We start from the raw sequence: 24,298 nt of genomic DNA, 5'->3' as shown, positions 1-24,298 counted from the left end.
TCATTCAGAAAAGAAAAAAGCCAGCAATGCTGGCTTTTTTAATCTTTTTTAATGACTATACGGTCAGGATTTTTATGGTGTTGGTTGCACCAACGGTTTCCATTAAATCACCGTGGGTCATAATTACTTGATCGCCTTCATTTAACTCAATAACACCGGCTGCTCGTATCGCTTTAATGACATTTTTCATTAACGATTCTTCGGTGGATTGGGTTGAATCAAATTCTACCGGATATACGCCACGATAGATGGCTGATTTCGATAACGTATTATGATGACGTGACAATGAAAATATCGGTAAACCAGAGGTTATACGCGACATAATCTTAGATGTCATTCCTGATTCAGTAAGGGCTATCAGCGCTTTTACACCTTTTAGATGATTCGCCGCATACATAGCCGTTAAAGGAATCGTTTCCGAAATATCATTAAACATAAGATCAAGTCTGTGTTTCGAGATATTTACCGAGCGTTGTTTTTCAGCGCCAATACACACCTGTGACATCGCTTTTACGGTTTCTACCGGGTATTTACCCGCTGCAGTTTCAGCACTTAACATAACCGCATCAGTACCATCGAGTACTGCGTTAGCAACATCCATAACCTCTGCACGAGTCGGCATAGGCTGGGTGATCATTGTTTCCATCATTTGCGTTGCCGTTATAACGACACGGTTTAATTGACGTGAGCGAGCGATGATGTGTTTTTGCTTACCAATTAACTCTGGATCGCCAATTTCAACACCTAAGTCACCACGAGCGACCATGACGACATCCGATGCTTTGATAATTTCATCGAGTACATCGTTGTCGTTAACGGCTTCTGCACGTTCAATTTTCGATACAAGACGGGCATCACAATTTGCTTCTTGTGCAAGCAAGCGTGCTTCACGCATATCCGCTGCGTCACGTGGAAATGATACCGCTAAGAAATCGGTTTCTAGTTTCGCAGCTAATTTAATGTCTTCTTTATCTTTGTCTGTTAATGCCGCTGCTGAAAGGCCACCACCTTGACGGTTAATACCTTTGTTGTTGGATAAAGGACCACCAACAGTCACTATGGTATGAACTTTATTGCCATCGATGGAGTCAACTTTTAGTTGTACGCGGCCATCATCAAGCAAAAGAACATCGCCAGAACGTACGTCATTTGGTAATTCTTTATAATCGATACCAACAGCGTGTTGATCACCTTCACCTTTTGGTAGTTCCGCATCAAGTGTGAACTTATCACCAATTGCCAAGGTAATAGGGCCATCCTTAAAGGTTGATACACGAATCTTAGGACCTTGTAAGTCACCTAAAATGGCGACATATACGCCAAGTTCTTTGGCAACTTTGCGCACATTTGTTGCGCGTTGTATATGATCTTCTGGGGTACCGTGTGAGAAATTAAGGCGTACGACATTTACACCTGCTTTGATAACGTCTGTTAATACATTAATATCGTCCGTTGCTGGCCCTAAGGTAGCAACAATTTTGGTTCTTCTGGGCATGATTAAACCTACTTTACTATTTGTCGTTTCGCTCAAAACGCGAGCTGCGAAGACTGTCTTTAACTTTTTTCAAGTTATCTCTAAATTTAGAACCACGTCGTAATGTGAAACCTGTGGCTAGAATATCGATTAGCGTAAGCTGTGCGATGCGTGATGACATCGGCATATATAAATCCGTATCTTCAGCAACCGTAGGGGATAAAACGATGTTACATTCCTTCGCTAACGGGCTGTGTTCATCGGTTATACCAATAACAATAGCATCATTTTCACGAGCCATACCGGCAACTTCAACTAAAGGCTTGGTTCGGCCGGTATGTGATATCACTACAACCACGTCACCTTGACGTGAATTTATGGAACTCATACGTTGCATTAATACATCATCGAAGTAGACGACGGGAACGTTGAAACGGAAAAATTTATTTTGTGCGTCATGGGCGACGATTGCTGATGCGCCTAAGCCGAAGAAAGAAATTTTATTCGCTTGAGTAAGCACGTCAACAGAACGATTGATCACCAGAGGATCAAGGTTCTTTCTTGCCATCTCAAGGTTGGCTAGGGTTGATTCAAAGATTTTGTTAGTATAATCCTCAGCGGTATCGTTTTCGTCGACATGGCGATTCACATACGGGGTACCATTAGCCAATGATTGTGCTAGGTGTAATTTAAAGTCTGGGTAGCCTTTGGTGTCCAAGCGGCGACAAAAACGGTTAACCGTTGGCTCGCTGATATTTGCTTGTTTTGCCAAAGACGCAATACTTGCATGTATAACCTGGGCAGGATTTGCTAAAATTACTTCTGCGACTTTACGTTCAGATTTACTAAATGAGTCAAACTCGTTGGTTATTTTTTCTAAAATGTTCATTCTAGACCTCACGGGTACTTTATTTGGAGCCTGGTAGACTCGTACCAAATCGACACTGACCCAGCAGGGAATTTTATCGCTGCTTTATTATAGGTCATAATTCGATAGTCAATTTTAAAATTACTGTAAAGTATTTTTACATAATAAAACAGTATTTTGTAAAAAAATTTCATAAACACTTTCAAAATACCAAGAAAACGCCATACTTTTGTAAGTTATTTTGAATATTGGTTTCAAAATAAGCGTTTAAACAGCAAAAGCGCGGGGCGGGCAGTGTAATTAAATTACAAATAGCTCTTTACCTGCCGCTAAAAAATGTTTAAATTAGTACGAAATGTAATTTAATTTCATTGAATTTAGAGATTCTATTCTATGACGCAATCTAACGTGATGTCTGCAGAGCAAATCGTATTGTTCGGTGCTGCAGGTGACCTGTCAAAACGCAAATTATTCGCTGCTCTTTATCATTTATATAAAGAAGGGCTATTAGTTGATAACGTAAACATCATCGGTGTTGCTCGTTTAGATATGAACGATGCAGGCTTCCAAGATTTTGTAAAAGAAAACTTGAACACCTTTATTGGTGATCAGCTAGACGCTGAAGTGGTAGATAAATTTATTACCCACTTTAGTTATGCAAAACTCGATTTTGCAGATACCAATGGCTACAAAGAACTTGCTAACGTAATCCGCGACAATAAATACGTTCTGTATTATTTAGCAACACCACCAAGTATTTACGGTCTTATTGCGGATGGACTCGAAGCACAGGGTCTGAACAATGAGTACGCTCGAGTGGTTATGGAAAAACCAATTGGCCATGATCTTGACTCATCTAAAGTGATCAATGATTTGGTTAGTCGTCACTTTGAAGAGCCACAAATTTATCGTATCGACCATTACCTGGGTAAAGAAACCGTTCTTAACCTTATATCACTTCGTTTTGCGAATTCATTATTCAGTACGAACTGGGATCATAACTGTATCGATCACGTGCAGATCACTGTCGCAGAAAGTGTGGGTATCGAAGGCCGTTGGGGGTTTTATGATAATACCGGGCAGATGCGAGATATGGTGCAAAACCATCTATTACAAATCCTAAGCTTGTTAGCGATGGAGCCACCAACAGATTTATCTTCTGAAAGTATTCGTGATGAAAAACTAAAAGTCATTAAAGCGTTGCGCAAGATTGATCGCAGTAATGTTCATGAAAAAACGGTACGTGGTCAGTACACCAAAGGTCATTTAAATGGCGTACCTAAACCGGGCTATCTTGAAGAAGAGGGTGCCAACGTAAACAGTAAGACAGAATCTTTTGTTGCGATCAAAGCAGAAATTGATAACTGGCGATGGGCTGGTGTGCCGTTTTACCTGCGCACTGGTAAACGCATGCCGTGTAAACACTCTGAAGTTGTTATCTACTTCAAACACCAACCTCATAATATCTTTGGTAGCAGTTTTGGCCAATTACCGCCGAATAAATTAACCATTCGTTTGCAACCAGATGAAGGTGTTGAATTGACGGTAATGAATAAAGTACCGGGAATTACCAATGAAATGGAAATTCGCGAAGCCAAACTTGATTTAAGCTTTTCTGATTTTAATGACGAAAGTCGTGTTGTTGATGCTTATGAAAGACTTGTGTTAAGTGCCATTAATGGTAACTCAGGCTTATTCATTCGTCGTGACGAAGTCGAAGCATCATGGCAGTGGGTAGACAGTATTATGGATGCATGGAATTCGTCTAACGATGCACCAAAAGGCTATGCAGCAGGTTCATGGGGACCGGTATCGTCTATTGCTTTAATTGCCCGTGACGACAGAAACTGGGATGAATAATGATTAATAAACATGTTTATAACTCGCGCAGTGAACTGGATCAGAGCTTTGCCGATCGTGTTGCTGAACAATTAGCCGACGGCATTGCCAAAAACGGCAAAGCCAGTATTGCCTTTTCAGGTGGCAGTACGCCAAAGGGCTTCTTTGCGGCGCTCTCTAATAAAGACATCGCGTGGGATAAAGTAACGGTGACGCTCGCTGACGATCGTTGGGTCGACACCGAGCATAAAGATTCAAACGACAAGTTATTGCGCGAGAATTTACTACAAAATAAAGCGCAAGCAGCGACGTTATTTTCCTTGGTTGAACAGGGCGATTTTAGCGAAGCAGTATTGGACAAAAAGAATGCAGAGCTTGTTAATGTGCTTCCCCTTGATGTGGTTGTACTTGGTATGGGAGAAGACGGTCATACGGCATCAATATTCCCTTGCTCTGCACAAGTTGAACAAGGCTTAGCAACCGATGTAGCGCCTGGGTTGATGAAAACAGAACCAACCACTGCGCCGTATCAAAGAATAACCTTTAATTTCCCGGCATTGATTAATGCCAAGCACTTGTATCTGCACGTTGTTGGTGAAAGCAAACAGACGGTATTGGATCAAGCGCTATCTTCACAGAACGCATTAGAAATGCCGATACGCGCATTTTTACAGCATTCTCAAAAAACAGTTGAGATCCTTTGGGCGGAATAATTATGGTAAAACCACAAATTCAAGCGGTAACCGACCGTATCATCGAGCGCAGTAAACAATCTCGTGCGCAATACTTAGAAAAGCTAAACAATGCAAAATCTGACAAAGTGCATCGTTCGGTTCTGTCCTGCGGTAACTTAGCGCACGGCTTTGCGGCATGTTCTAAGCAAGATAAAAACACACTGACAGGCTTAAACCACAGCGATATCGCCATCGTGTCGGCATATAACGATATGTTATCTGCGCACCAACCATACGAGACTTATCCTGCAGTCATTAAAAAAGCCGTTAGCGAAACGGGCGGTGTGGCGCAATTTGCTGGTGGTGTACCGGCTATGTGTGACGGGGTTACCCAAGGTCAACCAGGTATGGATTTGAGCTTGATGAGCCGTGACGTTATTGCTATGTCGAGTGCCGTTGGTCTTTCGCATAACATGTTTGACGGCACCTTGATGCTCGGTATCTGTGACAAAATCGTCCCGGGCTTAATGATTGCGGCAATGACGTTTGGTCATCTACCAACGGTATTTGTTCCAGCAGGTCCAATGCCATCGGGTCTGCCAAATAAAGAAAAAGCTCGAGTTCGTCAACAATTCGCCAAAGGTGAAGTAGGTAAAGACAAATTGCTTGAAGCAGAATCTGCCTCTTATCACAGCCCTGGTACATGTACGTTCTACGGTACGGCGAATTCTAACCAGTTGGTTGTTGAAGTGATGGGGTTACATTTGCCAGGCGCATCATTTGTGCCACCAAATGATAACCTGCGTGAAGAGTTGACTAAAGCTGCGGCGCGTCAAGTAACTCGTTTAACGCAACAATCGGGCAACTACATGCCGGTTGGTGAAATGATTGATGAGAAATCGATTGTCAATGCTATCGTTGCGTTATTGGCAACCGGTGGTTCAACCAACTTAACAATGCATATCATCGCCTTTGCTAAAGCCGCTGGTATTCTGGTTAATTGGGATGACTTTGCTGACTTATCTGATGCGGTACCGCTGCTAACGCGTATTTACCCTAACGGTTTCGCTGACATAAATCAGTTCCAAGAAGCTGGTGGTATGGCGTTACTGTTTAGAGAGCTTATCGATGGCAACTTGGTACACCAAGACGTGCAAACCATATGTGGTCCTGGTCTTGAGAAGTACACGCAAGTACCGGTAATGCAAAATGGTGAACTTGTTTGGATTGATGGCCCAACGACTTCTGGAGATGCAGAAGTTATTGCCACTACTGAGCAACCATTTAAAGCCGATGGTGGTTTACGACTGGTACAAGGTAACTTGGGTCGCGCCGTATTAAAAACATCGGCGCTACGTCCTGGTACCGAGATAGTTAAAGCCCCAGCGGTTGTTTTTGAAGATCAACATGATCTTGAAAAAGCATTTAAAGCGGGTGATTTAGATAAAGACTTCGTTGCCGTGGTACGTTTCCAAGGACCTAAAGGTCGCGGTATGCCTGAATTACATAAGCTAACGCCACCGCTTGGTGTTCTACAAGATAAAGGATATCACGTAGCCTTGCTTACCGATGGCCGTATGTCGGGTGCATCAGGTAAAGTGCCTGCGGCAATTCATTTAGTGCCAGAAGCGCTAGATGGTGGCTTGATTGCGAAAGTTGAAACTGGCGACATGATCTTGGTTGATGGTGTTACCGGCGAGCTAACCTTGTTGGTTGATGAACAAGAGTTGGCGAAGCGTGAAAACGCTAAGTTCACCGCACAAAATGAACACTCTGGTGTTGGTCGTGAAATCTTCGGTTTTATGCGTAAAAACTTAAGCAGCGCAGAAACTGGCGCCTGTTCTTTGTTTACAGAAGGTGATTAATATGTCGGCAGCAATCATTAACGTCGTCGCCGATATTGGCGGAACAAACTTACGAGTTGGTGTCGTAACCGAATCTGGTGATGTCAAAGACTTAACCTTGTATCAGTGTGGTGAGCACCCAAGTTTGCAAGCTGTATTAGAGCTGTATTTCAATGCACATGACATTGACAGCGCAAAAGTGAACGCTTGTTTGGCCATCGCTTGTCCCGTTGACCAAGACTTGATCAAAATGACAAATTTGCCTTGGCAATTTTCTAAGTCACAATTGAAAAACAACTTAAATCTAAATCGTTTGTATTTGATCAATGACTATACGGCGATTGCCTGGGCGGTACCAAAATTAAGTGACGATCAAAAAGTAAAAATCGGGGGTGGTGAAGCGGTCGATAAAAAGCCAATCGCAATTTGCGGCCCTGGCACTGGGCTCGGTGTTGCTAACGTTATTTGGGGCAATGACCAATGGGTTAGTGTGGGCGGCGAAGGTGGTCATGCTGATTTTGCGGCTGTTGATGAGACTGAAATTGAAATCTTACGCTTTCTACAAAACAAATACCCACGGGTATCGTATGAGCAATTGTTAAGTGGTTTGGGTATTGAACAAATTTATCAAGCGCTATGCCATATCAAAGGTGTATCGCCAGAAGATTATCAAGCAAAAGATATTTCAGCCCGAGCGTTAGACGCAAGTTGTGATATTTGTCAGCAAGCACTGTCTCAGTTTTGTAAAACGTTAGGTAGTTTTGCTGGTAATTTGGCGTTAACCACTGCGGCATTTGGCGGAACTTATATTGCTGGTGGCATCGTGCCACGGTTTATCGAATTTTTCCGTAGCAGTGAATTTAGAGAGCGCTTTGAAGCAAAAAATCGTTTTCGAGAATTTAACGCAGGCATACCAACTTACGTGATCACCGAATCTCAGCCTGGCATTTTAGGCGCGAGCGCATACTTAATTCAGCAAAACAATAATGAGGCCCTATGACTGTAACGACTAATTGGCAAACTCAGCCACAAGAAATCTTTGCCATGGGACCCATTGTTCCAGTGTTGGTTATTGAAAACATTGAAGACGCAGTACCTATTGCCAACGCATTGATTGCCGGTGGCATCAACGTTTTGGAAGTGACCCTGCGAACCGATAACGCTTTGCAGGTTATCTCAGAAATCGCCAGTAAAATACCGAGTGCGATGGTTGGCGCGGGCACCGTGACTAACCCTGAGACCTTTCAACAAGTTGTTGATGCTGGTGCAAAGTTTGCGATAAGCCCAGGTTTAACGAAAGAATTGTTAGAAGCGGCAAAAGCATCTACCGTGCCATTAATCCCAGGTATCGCATCGATTTCAGAGTTGATGACGGGTATCGATTGCGGTTATGATCACTTCAAATTCTTCCCTGCAGAAGCGATTGGTGGAGCTAAGGCGATCAAATCTATTTCTGGACCGTTTCCTAATATTACGTTTTGCCCAACAGGTGGCATTAATCAAGACAATATGGGCAATTACTTAAGCCTGAAAAATGTTGCTTGTATTGGTGGTTCTTGGTTGGTGCCAGACGATGCGGTAGCGAATAAAGATTGGCATCGTATTACCGAAATTACTAAAGCGGCTGTTGAAGCATCGAAGCAATTTGTTTAACAGCGCAGCGCTAGTTCGACATGAACAACCGGTGGTTTATTGTCACCGGTTTTTTTATGGCGAGAATTCACCTTAGTCCAAGGTATGTTGCTGCTCAGAGCTAATATCAACAATCATTTGTCGTAGCCAGCGATGATCATGGAAATGCTCGGTTCCCCAATACCAACACATATAAATGTCATAAGTGCGCTGTTGTCCAAATGGCGGTCTAAAAAATAGATAGTCCTGGCGATTGGTTGCACTCGCTAATATAAACTCAGGAACGACGCAAAGATAATCGGTGACGGCGACAATGCGCAATACGTCCTGCATATTCTCACTTTGGTAGCGAACCTTTCGGTTACCACTAAAATCATCGGTCAGAGCTGCCAAAGGGTAGATATTATCTTCCATCGGTAGCATAACCGCGTGCGACTCGGCTAAGTAGTCTTCTAGGGTAATGGCATCGAGTTGACTTAATCTTGGGTGATCCTTTCTTGCCACAACGACAATGTTATCAGCATAAATTGTTTTTGAATGACAACCGACATCTGCCATCTTAAACGGCTGAATGACGATATCCAGCTCTCTGTTTTTAAGCATCATGTCGGTATTCTTGGCGTTTGCCGTGGTAAGGGTAATGGTTACGTTTGGCGCCTGTTTTGACACGCGTTCAATCAGTTTGTTGGTAATTAGCGTATGACCAATAATTTGAATGTTAATGCGAAAGTGGGTGTTAAAGTCGGCAGGGTTAGGCGACGATGGGGTCGGTAAGGTGGTTTTTATTTCATTAATTATATATTCAATTCTAGGGCCTAATGCTTGCGCTTTTGCCGTCGGTTTCATTTTTCCAGACTTACGTTCAAACAAAGGATCATTGTATAGCGCACGTAAACGTTTTAGTGCATGGGAAACGGCTGACTGTGTCATGCCTAGGTTTTCTGCAGCACGTGTAAGGTTTTGTTCCTTTAACAAAACCGAAAGAATGCCTAAAAGATTTAAATCAACACGGCGTATATTGTCCATAGCGACTCCTATGCTGTTATTCCAAAGAGACTAATTTATTCAACACTATTAACCTAGTTAATTAAATATAACGGGTTATTGCTAATGCAGCGCAATTTATGGCGTTAAATAGCACTACTTATGCTATGGACAGAAGTTAGTATGAATTTGATTCATGCTCGTGTGCATTTCTTTCATTTCAAAAAAGCCTTTTATCTACCTAAAATAGCCAGCAAATTAATTGTTGTATTTATTTAGGCAAATTTACAAAAGGGTATTTTTATGTCGTTTAGTAAACAAGTAAGCAAGTTGGCGGTCGGATTTGGCTTATTGGCCATGTCCAGCGTTGCCATGGCAACCACGGACACCAGTCGTCCGAACATCCTCGCTATTTGGGGAGATGATATCGGAATGGACAACCTCAGTGCCTACAGTATGGGGCAAGCAGGGCATATGACGCCAAATATCGATAGAATCGCCAAAGAAGGCGCTATTTTTACTGATTACTATGGCGAAAATTCCTGTACGGCAGGCCGAGCAGCCTTTATAACCGGCCAACACCCTATGCGCACAGGCTTAACAAAAGTTGGTTTGCCTGGGGCGAAAGAGGGCATGCGCGAGCGTGATGCTACCATTGCAGCGATGTTAAAACCTATGGGCTATATGACCGGTCAATTTGGTAAAAATCACTTTGGTGATCAAGATGAGCATTTGCCGACCAATCATGGTTTTGATGAGTTCTTTGGTAATTTGTATCACCTAAATGCCGAAGAAGAGCCTGAAAATGTTGATTATGACAAGTTTATGTCAGCGGCTCAGAAAAAGCGTTTCTCGCCTCGAGGTGTTATTCATTCCTATGCAGACGGTAAGATTGAAGATACTGGCCCGTTAACCAAAAAACGCATGGAAACAGTAGATGAAGAGTTTCTAGCGGCAACGATGAAGTTTATTGATAAAGCGCATGCACAAAAGAAACCATTTTTTGTTTGGTTTAACGCTACACGTATGCACGTTTGGACACACTTAAAACCAGAATCTGTTGGTTTATCAAAGCGCGGTGGCCTATACGGTGACGGTTTGGTCGAGCATGATGGTCATGTAGGTCAATTACTGGATAAATTAGATGACTTAGGCATTGCTGACAATACTATCGTTATGTACTCAACCGATAATGGTGCGGAAAAACTAACTTGGCCTGATGGCGGTACAGTACGTTATCGTGGCGAGAAAAACACCACATGGGAAGGCGGTTTTAGGGTGCCCGCTATGGTTCGTTGGCCGGCTAAAATTCCAGCAGGACAAATAGTAAATGAAATGGCATCTCATAATGATTGGGCACCAACTCTATTAGCAGCGGCGGGTAACGCCAACATTAAAGAAGAGTTAAAACAGGGCAAAGAACTTATTGGTCGTAATTATCGCAATCACTTAGATGGTTATAATTTACTACCGGCATTAATCGAAGGTAAGAATACGGTTGCCGACAATAACCCTGACTGGCCACGTAAGAACTTTGTTTACGTTACCGATGGCGGTCAAGTTGCCGGTATTCGTGTCCACGATTGGAAGTTCTTATTCCTTGAACAAAAATGCCATGGTATGGATGTTTGGACCTGTCCGTTTATTGAGCGTCGTGCACCATTGATTGTGAATTTACGCCAAGACCCATATGAAAGTGCACCACATGATTCAGGCTTATATACCAAGTGGTGGGCTGAGCACATGTACATGATGGCTCCAGCAGCAACGGAAGTGATTCAATTCTTACAAACGTTCGAAGAATATCCACCGACGCAGGTACCAGGTGATTGGACCTTTAATACCGTGGTTGAAAAGATGCAAATTTGGCAAAACGCGTCATATAAGTAACGCGACAGCGACACAAGCGAGCACTTGTATTAGGCCCCTCTTATGGGGCCTTTTTTTGTATGTGCGATATTGTCTGAATCCTAAAAGCCTTTAAAAACGGGTGATTTGGCGTATTTAAGCTAAGCTTTAGCTGACTCCGTTCACGTTTAATTTTCACGGGGTGGTATTATGCATACAGGTCAACATGTTCCAAAAGTGAGTCTGCCAACCGTCAATGGCACCCAATTTAGTAATGACGTATTAGAAGGTAAAAAGTACTTATTAAGCTTTTTTCCATTTGCAAGTTGCCCGCTTGGCCACTTATATTTGGAAAAACTTACCAAGCTAAAAGAAGAGATGGGCAGTCGCGTCCATGTGGTCGCTGTGTTTGAGTCCGAACTCGATCATCTGCGCAAACAATCCCGTAAACACATGCAAGTGTTTCCTATCGTTGCTGACGAATTTCGCGTTTATTATCACTTGTTTGGTGTTAAAAAGTCTTGGCGCGGATTTTTTACTGCCTTTTTCCGGCGCTTTAAGAGCGTGGTATCTGGCATAGCCCACGGCTATTTTCCTGTTGAGTTGTCACGACGCATGTTATCTATGCCATTAGCGGTACTTATTGATGAAAAGGGCGATATCATCACCATGTATCATGGCAAGGATGAAGGTGATCATATGCCGGTAGAGCAAGTAAGGCGCTTTTTTGATGCATAAGCGGTTACCGTCAACGAACGGCTAAGCATAAGCCAATAATCCGGCACTTAAGTGGCAAAGGTAATATATCAAGCGACGTTAGCTCGGTTGAGGTAACAAATAGTCCTGAAAAGAGCCAACAGAGGAACATCATAAAAATGTATAAGAGACACAAAAAAAGGGTGATATAAATCACCCTTTTTGGTATTTGCGGTTTAGGTGATGCGTTTACCCAGTGGCGTCATCATAACTGGCGATATGTGCCGCTAAATCTAACACTTTGTGCGAATAACCCATTTCGTTATCGTACCAAGATACCAATTTAACAAAGGTATCACTCATGGCGATACCTGCTTTGGCGTCAAATACGCTGGTGCATGATTCACCAATAAAGTCATTAGAAACGACGGCATCTTCGGTATAGGCGAGAACGCCTTTCATGTCACCTTCAGCAGCTTCTTTGATCACCGAACAAATCTTTTCATAACTTGCCGGGGTTTTTAAATTAACGGTTAAATCGACGACTGATACGTTAGGCGTTGGCACGCGAAACGCCATACCGGTTAATTTACCGTTTAATTCAGGGATAACACGACCAACAGCTTTTGCTGCACCTGTTGAGCTTGGAATGATGTTTTGACCTGCACCACGACCACCGCGCCAGTCTTTCGAGCTTGGACCATCGACGGTTTTTTGTGTTGCTGTTGTCGCATGTACCGTTGTCATAAGACCTGTTTCGATACCAAAGTTATCGTTTAATACCTTGGCTAGTGGAGCGAGACAGTTGGTGGTACAAGATGCATTAGATACAATCGCTTCACCTTTGTAGTCATCAAAGTTTACGCCAGCAACAAACATCGGCGTCGCATCTTTAGATGGTGCTGACATAATGACTTTGCTAGCACCAGCGTCAATATGCTTTTGCGCTGTCTCTTCAGTTAGGAACAAACCGGTAGACTCAACCACGATTTCTGCACCTACTTCATCCCACTTAAGGTCAGCAGGGTTGCGTTCAGAGGTGATTCGAACGGTTTTACCATTAACAATTAGGTTGTCTCCGTCGATTTCTACGGTGCCGTTAAAACGACCATGAGTAGAATCATACTTTAACATGTACGCCATATAATCTATGTCGATAAGGTCATTGACAGCAACGACCTCAAAATCATTGCGCTCAAATGCAGCTCGAAATACTAAACGGCCAATGCGACCAAAACCATTAATTGCGATCTTTTTCATCTGGATAACCCTTTGAAATATATATAATGTAGTAAAATTACAACAAATCAGGAATTTTTCAACCCTTAAATGCAAATAAATGTAGTTTTATTAGATTTTATAAAAAGTTCTTTGTAATTATTACAAAGTGCTACGCTTTGTGGCACAATACGCGCCAATTTTACACGTCAATTGCGAAGGTTTGCTAAGCTACTAGTATAGTCGAACTATGACGTTATGAGAGATAACGTTTATTGACTTGTCGTTTGCGTAATTGAACGACGATCACAGCTTATATTCGCTTCATATATGGAAACTATCTATATGTCTGATAACACTCACAAGTGTGACATCGGTTTTGTTGGATTAGGTGTCATGGGTAAGAACCTGGTACTGAATCTTGCTGACAATGGTTACAAGATTGCTGCTTTTGATTTGGACTCTGAAAAAGTCGCCGCAGCTATGGCTCAAGACGTTGCAGAGAACAAAACAGGTGACCCTCGTGTAGTCGGCTGCTCTTCGTATACCGAATTGTTGTCTCAACTAAAATCCCCTCATTTGATTGTCTTATCAGTACCAGCGGGTGCGGTGGTTGATCAAGTGTGTCAAAACTTAATCGGAGCTGGCATTCACCCAGATGACATTGTTATCGATACGGGTAATAGTTTGTGGACAGACACCGTTGAACGAGAAACTAAATATAAAGAAAACTTTATATTCTTCTCTTCTGCCGTTTCAGGTGGCGAAGTGGGGGCTCGTTTCGGCCCGGCACTCATGCCAAGCGGTTCAGCCTATGCGTGGACTCGCGTTAAGCCTATTTGGAGCGCAATTGCCGCTAAAGTAGACGCCGAAACAGGTAAACCGCTTGAGCGAACTAAGCCAGGTGAGATTATTGAACACGGCGAACCGTGTGCCGATTACATTGGTCCTGCCGGTGCTGGTCACTACGTGAAAATGGTACATAACGGTATAGAATACGCCGATATGCAAATGATCTGTGAAGCTTATCACGTATTGCGTGAAGGTCTAGGGTTAGATTGTGAGCAAATTGCCGATATTTTTGCACAATGGAATGAAGGTGTACTGGATAGTTACCTGATGGAAATTTCCGTTGAAGTACTGCGTCATAAAGATGCCGAAACAGGCAAACACTTAGTTGATTTGATTTTAGATAAAGCCGGTCAAAAAGGAACGGGTTTGTGGACAGCAGTGAGCTCATTAGAAGTTGGTTGCCCAGCACCAACAATCTCACAAGCGGTTTATGCTCGATCTATTTCATCTTTTAAAGATTTGCGTGGTGAAACCTCACAAAAATTGTCACCGCCAGCAAGTGTGACAATCAGTGAAGACGAGAAACAAGACATTATTGTGCAACTGCATGATGCATTATATTGCGCCAAGATTTGTGCCTATGCACAAGGCTTCCAGTTAATGAAGTTAGCAAGTGTTGAACAAAACTGGGATCTGAACTTTGCCTCTATCGCCAAAATTTGGCGCTCAGGCTGTATTATCCGAGCAAGATTTTTACAATCGATCACCGATGCTTTTGAACGTAATCACAAACTAGAAAATGTACTGCTTGATGACTTTTTTGCTGAGCAATTGAGTAACTATCAACAAAATTGGCGTTTAGCTGTGGCTCGTGCCACTATGATAGGCATACCAATTGGTGCAATTTCTGCTTCATTAAGTTATTACGATTCAATGCGCAGTGCCGTGCTTCCAGCGAATTTATTGCAAGGCCAACGCGATTACTTCGGTGCGCATACGTTCCGTCGACTTGATAAGCCTGAAAATCATAAATTCCACGTAGAATGGACCGAAGCAGGGCGTCCAATTCGCAAAATCTAACGGGGTTAGGAGATAAACATGGCATCCGATGATAAGTACAAAGAGACTTTGTCAGACGATGCCTATCAGGTTTGTCGACTCGGGGCGACTGAAGCCCCTTATTCCGGTAAGTATTATGATCATTGGTTAGCTGGCAACTATCATTGTGCCTGCTGCCAATCGGCACTGTTTTCTTCTCAACATAAATTTCAATCACATTGTGGCTGGCCGAGTTTTTATCAGGCTATCGAAAACGCCATACTGTACAAAGACGATCATTCCCACAATATGGTTCGTGTTGAAATAAAATGTCAGCAATGCGATTCACATTTAGGCCATGTATTTGATGATGGCCCTGAACCTACTTTCCGTCGTTATTGCGTCAACTCACTAAGTCTTAGTTTTACACCGTCCAGTGACGATTAAAAAAACAGCGTGCTAGAACAACGTTCTATAACGACATTCCTTAACAACTAACCGCAACAACTAACCATAACACCCATTGCAACAACCTTTAAAACCAATATCGGTACTAGCGCTTGAGTGCTGCTGTTTGTTATTGTGTTTGTTAACTAACTAATTTTTATTATAAAAAATTGCTGTAAATTGATCTTTTCATTTTCTCTTTAAATAATTTTAATTTTCGTTTTGTAAGTGGTAGAGAAAAGTTTCAAGTTCAATTACAATAGCCGCGATTTTTAAAGCACTGCGTTCTAATAAATAACTCACGGGGTGCTGAATCCAACTTTATTACAACATTAAAAGGTAACGTAATGACTTCTCAACACGAGGAAATTTATCAAAAAAGCTGGCAAGAACGTCAGGATTTCGCTGAAAGAATGCAACCGATCATCGGTCAGTTGTACCGCAATTTCGGCGTTGAAGTATCAGTTTATGGTCGTCCTTTGGTAAATGCGTCAGCGATTGACATCATCAAGGCACACAAATCTGTGGGCATTCACGAAGAAAGCAAATTGCGTCTACGTGAAAGTTTGCCGTTCCTTGAAGCGTTAAGCAAAATGGATTTGCACCCAGCGAATATCGATATTGGTAAATTAGCGTATCGTTACCTGTTTCTAGGTGGTGCTAACGGTTTAACTGTTGAGCAGTATTTAGAAAAAGAGCTTGCACCACTAAAAGAGCAAGGCATTTCTCAACCTAGAGATGTGGTGTTATACGGTTTCGGTCGTATCGGTCGTATCCTAGCGCGTCTATTAATTGATCGCACTGGTCCTATGGCGAACTTACGTCTTCGTGCGATTGTTATTCGTCCAGGTAAAAAAGGTGATCTTGAAAAGCGTGCCTCGCTATTGCGTCGTGACTCAATTCACGGTGCGTTCAATGGCAGCATCTCTGTAGATGAAGAGCAAGGTGTTATCCGTGCTAACGGTGCATACATCAAAGTTATCTACGCAAAATCTCCAGCTGAGATTGATTACACTGAATTTGGTATTGAAAATGCCTTAGTTGTCGATAATACCGGTATTTGGACGGATGAAGCAGGTCTTGGCCAACATCTTGAGTCCAAAGGTGTTAGCAAAGTACTTCTTACTGCGCCGGCCAAAGGTGACATTAAGAACGTTGTTTACGGTGTTAACCACAACATGATCGCTGATGATGACACGATTATCTCTGCAGCATCGTGTACCACAAATGCGATTACACCGACGCTAAAAGCGCTAAACGATGAGTTTGGAATTAAGAATGGTCACGTTGAAACCGTACATTCATACACCAATGACCAAAATCTAATTGATAATTACCATAGTAAAGAACGCCGTGGTCGTAGTGCACCACTTAATATGGTTATTACCTCTACCGGTGCCGCGAAAGCTGTTTCAAAGGCCTTGCCTGAATTACACGGTAAGTTGACTGGTAATGCGATTCGCGTACCTACGCCAAATGTATCAATGGCGATCATGAACTTGAATCTAGACAAAGAGACGACACGCGAACAGTTAAATGACTACCTTCGTGGTGTATCACTAGATTCACCGTTGCGTGAGCAAATCGACTTTACCGCATCAACTGAAATCGTATCGTCTGACTTAGTTGGTTCTCGCTTTGCTGGTGTGGTTGACTCGCAAGCCACTATCGTTGATGGCGACCGTGCTGTTCTTTACGTATGGTACGACAACGAGTTCGGTTACAGCTGTCAGGTTGTAAAAGTAATGAACAAGATGTCTGGTGTAAATGTGTTAAATTTACCTAGAAAATAACCTTATATAATATGGTTATGCAAAAAAAGCTGGCGTATGCCGGCTTTTTTTATATGCATGGCCTGGATGTCGGTTTAGGGCGAGGGCATAGGGCCATTATTTAGCTACTAAGTTGTTGGCTATTTTCTCGTGAAGTTGAAAGCTTTTCTCGGTAGACTTGGTCTAAATCATTACAGAGCAACTCGTTTTTTAAGTGTAACTAGCATTGAAAAGTTTTATTTTACAGATCGTCATAGTCGTCCTCATCTTTAACATGGTTTCCTGTGTAAGAGAAAGCAGCATGTTATCTGCCGATAGCTCAGAGACACCTAATTTTCAGTTGCTTGATTTAAGTTATCAGCCAAGGGATTTGTTGGTCGCCGATACGAGCAATCCATCCATTATTTACTTTTTTGCGCCATGGTGTTCTGTTTGTCGCTTTAGTATGGATAACTTACAAAACCTTTATCAGCGTAATCCTGACGTCAATATTGTTGCTGTTGCTTTGGACTTTAAAGACAAACAAGAAGTACAACAGTTTGTCGAGCGTATGGGCCTAGAATTTCCCATATTGCTCGGTAATCAGCAAGTCAAACAGGCTTATAAGGTGTCTGCTTATCCAAGTTACTATGTGCTTGATGAGCAACAGCAAATACAGCACAAATCAATGGGCTACTCGACAGAATTGGGGCTCTATCTGCGCAGCTTGTAATCGGTTTTCACTATCTTTTCAGGATCTTTTCATTTAGCGTATTATTTTTCGTTAATTTTCTTCTTTAACGATGTCGAGTTGTGTAAACTTAGGCGACATTCATTTTAATGAAGACTAGAAAATACTATGCAAATCACATCAAATTTCGATAGCGGTAATATCCGCGTTATTAAAGCGGAACAGGCTGCAGATATTGAGCTTGAAATAAAACACGACAACCAATCTGAATTTTATCAATGGTTTCATTTTAAACTGCATAACAATGAACGATGCGAACATGTTATGACCATCAGTAACGCTGGTAAGTCGGCTTATGTTGAAGGTTGGCAGGATTATCAAGCAATGGCATCGTATGATCGTCATAATTGGTTTCGCGTTCCTACACAGTTTGACGGTCAAAACCTGACCATTACGGTAACACCAGAGCAAGACTCAATGTACTTTGCTTACTTTGTACCGTACAGCTTTGAACGTCATCAAGACTTAATTCATCAAGCGCAGCTTGACGAAGACTGTCAGTTACAAGTGCTAGGTCAAACCCTTGATGGCCGTGATATGAGTTTATTGCGTGTCGGTGAACCAGACAGTTCAAAGATGAATGTTTGGATAACTGCGCGTCAACATCCTGGCGAAACCATGGCTGAGTGGTTTATGGAAGGGCTTATTGATCGCTTACTTGATGAAGACGATGGTGTTGCACGCGCGTTATTAAGCAAAGCGGTATTCTATCTAGTGCCTAACATGAACCCGGATGGCAGTGTCCGTGGTCATCTGCGCACCAATGCCGCTGGTGTTAACCTAAACCGTGAATGGCAATCGCCATCATTAGAAAAAAGCCCTGAAGTATTTTTAGTCACCGAAAAAATGCATGAAGTGGGTGTTGATATGCATCTTGATATTCATGGTGATGAGGCTCTACCAGTGAACTTCGTCGCAGGTTGTGAAGGTGTACCATCGTACGATCAGCGTCATAAGGCACTAGAAGACAAATTTAAAGAGATATTGTTAAATATCACTCCTGAGTTCCAAGATACCCGAGGCTATCCAAAGGATGAGCCAGGTAAAGCCAACTTAACCGTTGGTTCTAATTGGGTCGGGGAAACCTTTAAATGTCTGGCTTACACGGTGGAAATGCCATTTAAAGATAATGATTTGCTACCGGATGCCATCGTTGGTTGGAACGACAGTCGATCAGCACTACTGGGTAGAGATTTTTTAACGGCTATCTATCACATTCTAGATGATTTAAGATAAAAGCAATTGAGGCGGTGAGGGGATCTCCACCGCCTTTTTAATATTATAAAAATAACAGATTAACAAAACTTTAGGGGTTATTGGTTTGCTTGAATTTGTAAATACGCTAAATAGCATTATTTGGAGCCCAGCGCTGATATATTTATGTCTTGGTGCCGGTCTCTTTTATACCGTTCTAACACGATTCGTTCAAATTCGTTACTTTAAAGAAATGTGGCGCTTGTTGCTTTCAGGTGAAAGCTCAAAGCAAGGTATTTCTTCGTTCCAAGCGCTATCGGTGTCATTATCGGGGCGCGTCGGTACAGGTAACATTGCCGGCGTTGCCGCAGCGATAGGTTTCGGTGGTCCAGGCGCTGTATTCTGGATGTGGGTTGTTGCCTTTTTTGGTGCAGCTACCGCTTATATCGAATCAACCTTGGCACAGATATATAAAGAAGAGCATGATGGTCAATATCGTGGTGGTCCAGCTTACTATATTGAAAAGGTGTTAGGTCAAAAATGGTATGCATGGATATTTGCTATCGCCACCATTATTGCCACCGGTGTGTTATTGCCAACAGTACAATCAAATAGTATTGGTAATGCGGTTGAGATGGCATTTGGTACCGGTCCAATGATCGATACCGCAATTGGTACACTAAGCTCAGCGAAAATCTTGTCTGGTGCAGGCATTGTATTGCTACTTGGCTTTATCATTTTCGGTGGTGTTAAACGTATTGCTCGTTTTACCGAAGTGGTTGTGCCATTCATGGCGTTGGCGTATATCATCATTGCCATGGTTATTATTGGTCTTAACATCAGCGAGTTACCAAGAATCTTTGGTTTAATTATTTCTGATGCGTTTACGCCGATGGCAGGCTTTGGTGCCGCAATTGGTTGGGGTGTTAAGCGTGGTGTATATTCAAATGAGGCTGGTCAAGGTACGGGTCCTCATGCAGCTGCTGCCGCAGAAGTTCAACATCCGGCACAGCAAGGTCTAGTACAAGCGTTTTCAGTATATATCGATACCTTATTTGTTTGTTCTGCGACGGCGTTTGTTATCTTAATTACCGGTACCTACAATGTTCACGGTGTCGGCGATGCCTTTATTGTGCAAAACGTCGCGGCTGATGTCGCTGCAAACAGTCCTGCCTTTACCCAAATGGCGGTTGAAAGTATGTTTGCTGGTGTTGGTAAACCATTTATTGCATTAGCCTTATTCTTTTTCGCATTCACTACAATTTTGGCTTATTACTTCATCGCTGAAAATAATGTTGCCTACATTAAACGTACGGTTAAAGTCCCTGGCTTAATGACCTTGCTTAAAATAGTCATTATGACGGCAACATTCTACGGTACGGTTCGTGCTGCTGATGTGGCATGGGGACTAGGTGATGTTGGTGTTGGTTTGATGGCTTGGTTAAATATCGTTGGTCTACTGATAATATTCTTTGTCGCAAAACCTGCCATTAAAGCGTTGCATGATTATGATCGCCAACGCAAAAATGGCATTGATAATATTAGTTTTGATCCTAAGAGCCTTGGCATTAAGAATGCCGACTTATGGGAAAACAAAAAATAAACCAATATTTTGTTAAAAAAGCGCCCCACGGGGCGCTTTTTTTAGGTAAAATCTAAAGTATTGAGGTAATGTTTAATCGGATAACAAACCATTAAACAATCGACGTATGAGGAATGCCTATGGCTCTTATTGATTGTCCAAGTTGTAGTAAACGAATTTCATCAAAAGCTGCGGTTTGTCAGCACTGTAATACAGTGGTGAGTGACATGAGTGACGAAAAGCGTCAATCCATGCAACAAATGGCACGTATTAAACAACAACAAACGTTAATGAACCATTCAATGATAGCCATGTTGTTATTTTGTGGTGGCTTCGGTTTTATGTTTTGGGGCAAGCCAGACCCACAATCTTGGCAATATATGATAGGTGGTGGTGCAACAGCCGGTGGCTTTTTGTGGTACCTCGCCAATCGCATTCGCATCATCATGTCTAAACGTAAATAGAGGTTAATAGTGGATCTCAATAATCTGGTTGCCAATATGACAACCGAAATGTACGAACGATTAAAACACGCAGCCGAAACCGGGCGTTGGCCTGACGGTACTGAAGTTGATGGTCCGCAACGCGATTCTGCGATGCAATTAACCATGGCTTATCAGGCTATGCACTTAGACAACGATCAAATGTTGACGATAGGTGCAGACGGAGAAATCGTGCAAAAATCGAAAGCTGAGTTGCGCTCGCAATTTAAAAAGCCTTCGGTTGAAAAAAAGTGTAAGAAAGACCCTGAGGATATCGCTAGGTTTACTGATTTATGATTTTTAAAAACTTGTTTAAAGCGAAATGGCAACATGCGGATGCCAACATAAGAATAACAGCGATTAAGGAATTAAATCCCCAAAACGCTGAAGACAAAGTGATCCTCGATAAGCTTGTACTCGACGATGACAATGATCTGGTTCGACGTACGGCACTTTTGCAGATTAATGATTTTGATACCTTTGTAAGCCAAGCGAGTTGTAACCCTTCGGATAAGATACAAAAGTTTTGCGTTCAACAAGCGCAAAATTTAATTCTCAATACGAGCACCGTTAGTAAAGCGCAAAAACAGCAATTTTTAGATTCTAAATTTGCTAGCCCGATCCTTGAACAGTGGTTGCATATCGAACATGAATCTGAGATTTTGCAGTCTTTACTGGCTAAAATAAATAAGCCTAATTTATTGCTGCAGTTCATTCTCGCTACCGATAATGAAGACTTGCAGCTGCAAGCACTTGAGCGCATAGAAGAGCAGAGTCAGCTCGAAAAGATTATTAAAAAGCTGTCTAACACTAAAGTACAAGACAAAGCACAACACAAGCTTGCGCAAATGATCGATGCCATAGAACGACCGAAAAAGGTTCACAAACATGTGCAATTGTTACTCGCCAAGCTTTTAGCGCTTAAAGAGCATCAAGATTTTGCCGATATGTTGCAGCGTAAGCAAGATATCGAATCACAATGGCAACAAAATGTTGCTGAATTTGACTGCATTTCTGAACAAGAACAGTCGACCTATAAAGAAAAGTACGCCCATATTAGCGCGCAGTTAGATGCCCATTTCGCTGAACGCGAACAAGCGTATGTAGTGCAGCAGCAAGAGCAGCAAGCACTTGAACTGCAACATAGCCAACTGCAAGAGTTTAGCCAAGCGATAAATAGCGTGTCGCAATTGATCAGCGACGCCGTCTTTGAAAATGCGCAACTTAATCAAGACGAAGTATCACATCAGCTAGACGACTATCTAGATAAAGTCAGTAAATCCACTGTCAAAGATAACGACAAACAGCGCCTGTTCAAACAAATAGAGCTACTTCATAACAAACTAAATCAGTTACCTATGGTCGCAGAAAGTGTTGCTAGAGCGACGTCGTTGATTTCTAAGCTCAGTAATGTTGCCCTGCCTAGTAACACAGAAGAGCTAAATGAGCGCAAACCAATGTACGACGAATGGTTGAAAAGTTGGCAACCGATTAATGATTTAGCGCATGATGTTTTACCTCAGTCGATAACCGCCGCTCGTGATGAAATCAATGCCAATTGGGCCGCTGCGATAAAGCCTCTGGTTGCGAAACAGCATCAACACTTTGATTTTGTTCGTAAGAAAATTTCCGAATTAAAACGTCTTATCGCCAGTGGTAAATACAAATCCGCATTTGGGCTGCATACCAAGCTGACTTACCAAATCAAAGAACTGTCGCCAAGTCAGCAACATCGTATTGAAAAAGATTTTCAAACGGTTAGTGAACGAATCAAAGAGTTACACGAACTGGAATACTTTGTTGTTACACCTCGAAAACAGGAATTATTGAATGAGGTACAACAGTTAGTTGAATCGCCATTAGACAGCCCATTACAACAAGCGGATAAAGTTAAAGAGTTTCGCAAGCATTGGAACGCGTTAGGCCATGCTGATGAAGACGTTGAGCAAGAATTAAATGAGGCGTTTAATCAAGCCTGTGAGCAAGCATTCGCGCCATGTCGAGAGTATTTCTCGCAGCAAAGTAAATTGCGCGAACAACATTTGGCGCAGAAAAAACAATTGTTGCAAGATCTTGTGCAATTGGCTGAGCAAGCAAAGCAAGAAGATAGTGATATCAAAGCAATTGACGCAAAGCTACATAAACTGAGTCAATTATGGCGCCAAGCAGGCGAGGTCGATCGCAAAGTTTATAATGAATTGTAGCAGCAATATGTTGATATAATTCAGCCGATTCGGGACAACATATATAGTTTTCATAACACCAATGCCGATGCCAAGAAGTTATTGATTAACAAAGCGAAAGCAGAATTAGATAATGATGACGTCGGTGCAGCAATTGACAACCTTAAGCGACTGCAGCAACAGTGGAAAGACGTTGGCTTTGCTGGACCAAAACATGATAACAGTCTTTGGAAGGCGTTTCGCAAAGTAAACGATAAAGTATTCGCCAAAAGGGCGTCATTGCAAAAACAAACGAAGGCTGAAACCGACGCCAAGTTTGCACAATTTAGTCAAACCTTTGACGCTATGATCAGCAAAGTGAACGACGATAACGCTGAGTCGAGTTTACTCAATGCAACTATAGCGGAGTTAGAGGCATTTATTGACCAATTAAATGATTTTACGCCAACGCCGAAAGCGATTATAGGCAAAGCACAGTCACGAATTAGTGCTTATCAGCAAGCCATCAAGGACAATAAATCTAAAGCAAAACAAGCCGAGTTTGTTGATTTGTTTGCCACACTTGAAGACTTAGCTGCAGAAAATGCGGTTATTGATGGTGCGAATGACCGTGTTAACGCAACTTGGTTTAAACTGTTACAAGAAGGTGCTAAAAAGCCAACAGCAGATCGTCGTCATCAAACCATTGAGCTAGAAATTGCTGGTGCCATTTCGTCACCGCAACAAGACAAGCAATTACGGATGCAGATTCAAGTGGAAATGATGTCCGCAAGTATGATGCAGGCAGACGCACAGAATATACTCAGTAAGCTAAAGCACTGGGTAGCGTTGGCGCCATTCACAAAGGATGACGTGGAGTTTATACAACGTATCAAACCATTGTTTGTCAAATAAACGGGTTGTTATTCCCGATCATCATATATGTTTTGCCATAACGCAGTATTGCGCGGCAACGTTAATGCGTTATAAATAAGGAGCTGAGAAGCTCCTTTTTTTATGCT

21 protein-coding genes are annotated in these 24,298 nt (G+C 42.3%); 17 read left to right on the top strand and 4 right to left on the bottom strand.

Annotated elements, in window-relative coordinates; all coding sequences use genetic code 11:
- Positions 1–55: 55 nt before the first annotated feature.
- Entirely contained in the window at positions 56–1,495 is a 1,440-nt protein-coding gene (gene pyk / locus E2K93_RS17605; protein WP_135440343.1) for a pyruvate kinase, read from the bottom strand.
- A gap of 16 nt (positions 1,496–1,511) precedes the next feature.
- Positions 1,512–2,363, bottom strand: a complete 852-nt coding sequence (locus tag E2K93_RS17600; protein WP_135440342.1) for a MurR/RpiR family transcriptional regulator — start codon at positions 2,361–2,363, stop codon at positions 1,512–1,514.
- Positions 2,364–2,735: 372 nt separating this feature from the next.
- Between E2K93_RS17600 and zwf the strand changes: the two genes are divergently transcribed.
- From zwf to E2K93_RS17575, 5 genes are read left to right on the top strand one after another with little or no spacing between them, the layout of a single operon-like run.
- Complete coding sequence (zwf, locus tag E2K93_RS17595) at positions 2,736–4,202, top strand: glucose-6-phosphate dehydrogenase (RefSeq protein WP_135440341.1); 1,467 nt, start codon at positions 2,736–2,738, stop codon at positions 4,200–4,202.
- Entirely contained in the window at positions 4,202–4,894 is a 693-nt protein-coding gene (pgl, locus tag E2K93_RS17590; RefSeq protein WP_135440340.1) for a 6-phosphogluconolactonase, read from the top strand. The genes zwf and pgl overlap by 1 nt, the downstream gene beginning before the upstream one ends.
- Before the next feature lie 2 nt (positions 4,895–4,896).
- Positions 4,897–6,720, top strand: a complete 1,824-nt coding sequence (gene edd, locus E2K93_RS17585; protein WP_135440339.1) for a phosphogluconate dehydratase — start codon at positions 4,897–4,899, stop codon at positions 6,718–6,720.
- A gap of 1 nt (position 6,721) precedes the next feature.
- Positions 6,722–7,699, top strand: a complete 978-nt coding sequence (locus E2K93_RS17580; protein WP_135440338.1) for a glucokinase — start codon at positions 6,722–6,724, stop codon at positions 7,697–7,699.
- The gene (locus E2K93_RS17575) at positions 7,696–8,352 is read left to right on the top strand and encodes a bifunctional 4-hydroxy-2-oxoglutarate aldolase/2-dehydro-3-deoxy-phosphogluconate aldolase (RefSeq protein WP_135440337.1); all 657 of its coding nucleotides are present in this window, start codon (positions 7,696–7,698) and stop codon (positions 8,350–8,352) included. The genes E2K93_RS17580 and E2K93_RS17575 overlap by 4 nt, the downstream gene beginning before the upstream one ends.
- A gap of 72 nt (positions 8,353–8,424) precedes the next feature.
- Here E2K93_RS17575 and E2K93_RS17570 read toward each other — a convergent pair whose 3' ends face one another.
- Positions 8,425–9,357, bottom strand: a complete 933-nt coding sequence (locus E2K93_RS17570) for a LysR family transcriptional regulator (RefSeq protein ID WP_135440336.1) — start codon at positions 9,355–9,357, stop codon at positions 8,425–8,427.
- A 261-nt stretch (positions 9,358–9,618) separates the two neighbouring features.
- On the opposite strand from E2K93_RS17570, the gene E2K93_RS17565 reads away from it, so the two are divergent.
- Both E2K93_RS17565 and E2K93_RS17560 read left to right on the top strand, forming a co-directional pair.
- The gene (locus E2K93_RS17565; RefSeq protein WP_135440335.1) at positions 9,619–11,205 is read left to right on the top strand and encodes an arylsulfatase; all 1,587 of its coding nucleotides are present in this window, start codon (positions 9,619–9,621) and stop codon (positions 11,203–11,205) included.
- Between the two features lie 168 nt (positions 11,206–11,373).
- Positions 11,374–11,901, top strand: a complete 528-nt coding sequence (locus E2K93_RS17560) for a redoxin domain-containing protein (protein ID WP_135440334.1) — start codon at positions 11,374–11,376, stop codon at positions 11,899–11,901.
- Between the two features lie 207 nt (positions 11,902–12,108).
- Here E2K93_RS17560 and gap read toward each other — a convergent pair whose 3' ends face one another.
- Positions 12,109–13,119 (bottom strand): type I glyceraldehyde-3-phosphate dehydrogenase, encoded by a 1,011-nt coding sequence (gap, locus tag E2K93_RS17555; protein WP_135440333.1) that lies wholly within the window; start codon positions 13,117–13,119, stop codon positions 12,109–12,111.
- 303 nt (positions 13,120–13,422) lie between these two features.
- Here gap and gndA point away from each other — a divergent pair, with 303 nt between their 5' ends.
- The 10 genes from gndA (at position 13,423) to E2K93_RS17505 (ending at position 24,191) form a co-directional block, all read left to right on the top strand.
- Complete coding sequence (gndA, locus tag E2K93_RS17550) at positions 13,423–14,949, top strand: NADP-dependent phosphogluconate dehydrogenase (protein WP_135440332.1); 1,527 nt, start codon at positions 13,423–13,425, stop codon at positions 14,947–14,949.
- 18 nt (positions 14,950–14,967) lie between these two features.
- Entirely contained in the window at positions 14,968–15,354 is a 387-nt protein-coding gene (gene msrB, locus E2K93_RS17545; protein ID WP_189637813.1) for a peptide-methionine (R)-S-oxide reductase MsrB, read from the top strand.
- A gap of 347 nt (positions 15,355–15,701) precedes the next feature.
- Positions 15,702–17,147 (top strand): glyceraldehyde-3-phosphate dehydrogenase, encoded by a 1,446-nt coding sequence (locus E2K93_RS17540; RefSeq protein ID WP_135440330.1) that lies wholly within the window; start codon positions 15,702–15,704, stop codon positions 17,145–17,147.
- 280 nt (positions 17,148–17,427) lie between these two features.
- Positions 17,428–17,838: a TlpA family protein disulfide reductase gene (locus tag E2K93_RS17535; RefSeq protein WP_189637812.1), complete on the top strand. Its 411-nt coding sequence runs from the start codon at positions 17,428–17,430 to the stop codon at positions 17,836–17,838.
- Positions 17,839–17,964: 126 nt separating this feature from the next.
- Positions 17,965–19,092: a M14-type cytosolic carboxypeptidase gene (locus tag E2K93_RS17530; RefSeq protein WP_135440328.1), complete on the top strand. Its 1,128-nt coding sequence runs from the start codon at positions 17,965–17,967 to the stop codon at positions 19,090–19,092.
- An 85-nt stretch (positions 19,093–19,177) separates the two neighbouring features.
- Positions 19,178–20,653, top strand: a complete 1,476-nt coding sequence (locus E2K93_RS17525) for an alanine/glycine:cation symporter family protein (protein ID WP_135440327.1) — start codon at positions 19,178–19,180, stop codon at positions 20,651–20,653.
- Positions 20,654–20,772: 119 nt separating this feature from the next.
- A complete protein-coding gene (locus E2K93_RS17520; protein WP_135440326.1) occupies positions 20,773–21,096 on the top strand; it encodes a hypothetical protein in 324 nt (107 codons plus the stop codon).
- Positions 21,097–21,105: 9 nt separating this feature from the next.
- Complete coding sequence (locus E2K93_RS17515; RefSeq protein WP_135440325.1) at positions 21,106–21,411, top strand: YeaC family protein; 306 nt, start codon at positions 21,106–21,108, stop codon at positions 21,409–21,411.
- Positions 21,408–23,318, top strand: coding sequence for a DUF349 domain-containing protein (locus E2K93_RS17510; protein ID WP_135440324.1), 1,911 nt, complete (start codon positions 21,408–21,410; stop codon positions 23,316–23,318). Before E2K93_RS17515 ends, E2K93_RS17510 begins: the two co-directional genes overlap by 4 nt.
- 15 nt (positions 23,319–23,333) lie before the next feature.
- Positions 23,334–24,191, top strand: coding sequence for a DUF349 domain-containing protein (locus tag E2K93_RS17505; RefSeq protein WP_135440323.1), 858 nt, complete (start codon positions 23,334–23,336; stop codon positions 24,189–24,191).
- The last annotated feature ends 107 nt before the right edge of the window (positions 24,192–24,298 follow it).

It is taken from the genome of Thalassotalea sp. HSM 43 (assembly GCF_004752005.1).
In the GTDB taxonomy this organism is placed as follows: Bacteria; Pseudomonadota; Gammaproteobacteria; order Enterobacterales; family Alteromonadaceae; genus Thalassotalea_A.
This window is presented reverse-complemented; position numbering and strand designations above follow the sequence as displayed.

What these genes read in the sequence shown, in the direction of transcription:
- E2K93_RS17520 (WP_135440326.1), top strand. Translation starts at nt 20,773, where the DNA reads ATGGCTCTTATTGATTGTCCAAGTTGTAGTAAACGAATTTCATCAAAA.
- E2K93_RS17580 (WP_135440338.1), top strand. Translation starts at nt 6,722, where the DNA reads ATGTCGGCAGCAATCATTAACGTCGTCGCCGATATTGGCGGAACAAAC.
- E2K93_RS17510 (WP_135440324.1), top strand. Translation starts at nt 21,408, where the DNA reads ATGATTTTTAAAAACTTGTTTAAAGCGAAATGGCAACATGCGGATGCC.
- pyk (WP_135440343.1), bottom strand. Translation starts at nt 1,495, where the DNA reads ATGCCCAGAAGAACCAAAATTGTTGCTACCTTAGGGCCAGCAACGGAC.
- E2K93_RS17535 (WP_189637812.1), top strand. Translation starts at nt 17,428, where the DNA reads ATGTTATCTGCCGATAGCTCAGAGACACCTAATTTTCAGTTGCTTGAT.
- gndA (WP_135440332.1), top strand. Translation starts at nt 13,423, where the DNA reads ATGTCTGATAACACTCACAAGTGTGACATCGGTTTTGTTGGATTAGGT.
- E2K93_RS17530 (WP_135440328.1), top strand. Translation starts at nt 17,965, where the DNA reads ATGCAAATCACATCAAATTTCGATAGCGGTAATATCCGCGTTATTAAA.
- pgl (WP_135440340.1), top strand. Translation starts at nt 4,202, where the DNA reads ATGATTAATAAACATGTTTATAACTCGCGCAGTGAACTGGATCAGAGC.
- msrB (WP_189637813.1), top strand. Translation starts at nt 14,968, where the DNA reads ATGGCATCCGATGATAAGTACAAAGAGACTTTGTCAGACGATGCCTAT.
- gap (WP_135440333.1), bottom strand. Translation starts at nt 13,119, where the DNA reads ATGAAAAAGATCGCAATTAATGGTTTTGGTCGCATTGGCCGTTTAGTA.
- zwf (WP_135440341.1), top strand. Translation starts at nt 2,736, where the DNA reads ATGACGCAATCTAACGTGATGTCTGCAGAGCAAATCGTATTGTTCGGT.
- edd (WP_135440339.1), top strand. Translation starts at nt 4,897, where the DNA reads ATGGTAAAACCACAAATTCAAGCGGTAACCGACCGTATCATCGAGCGC.
- E2K93_RS17540 (WP_135440330.1), top strand. Translation starts at nt 15,702, where the DNA reads ATGACTTCTCAACACGAGGAAATTTATCAAAAAAGCTGGCAAGAACGT.
- E2K93_RS17560 (WP_135440334.1), top strand. Translation starts at nt 11,374, where the DNA reads ATGCATACAGGTCAACATGTTCCAAAAGTGAGTCTGCCAACCGTCAAT.
- E2K93_RS17575 (WP_135440337.1), top strand. Translation starts at nt 7,696, where the DNA reads ATGACTGTAACGACTAATTGGCAAACTCAGCCACAAGAAATCTTTGCC.
- E2K93_RS17565 (WP_135440335.1), top strand. Translation starts at nt 9,619, where the DNA reads ATGTCGTTTAGTAAACAAGTAAGCAAGTTGGCGGTCGGATTTGGCTTA.
- E2K93_RS17570 (WP_135440336.1), bottom strand. Translation starts at nt 9,357, where the DNA reads ATGGACAATATACGCCGTGTTGATTTAAATCTTTTAGGCATTCTTTCG.
- E2K93_RS17600 (WP_135440342.1), bottom strand. Translation starts at nt 2,363, where the DNA reads ATGAACATTTTAGAAAAAATAACCAACGAGTTTGACTCATTTAGTAAA.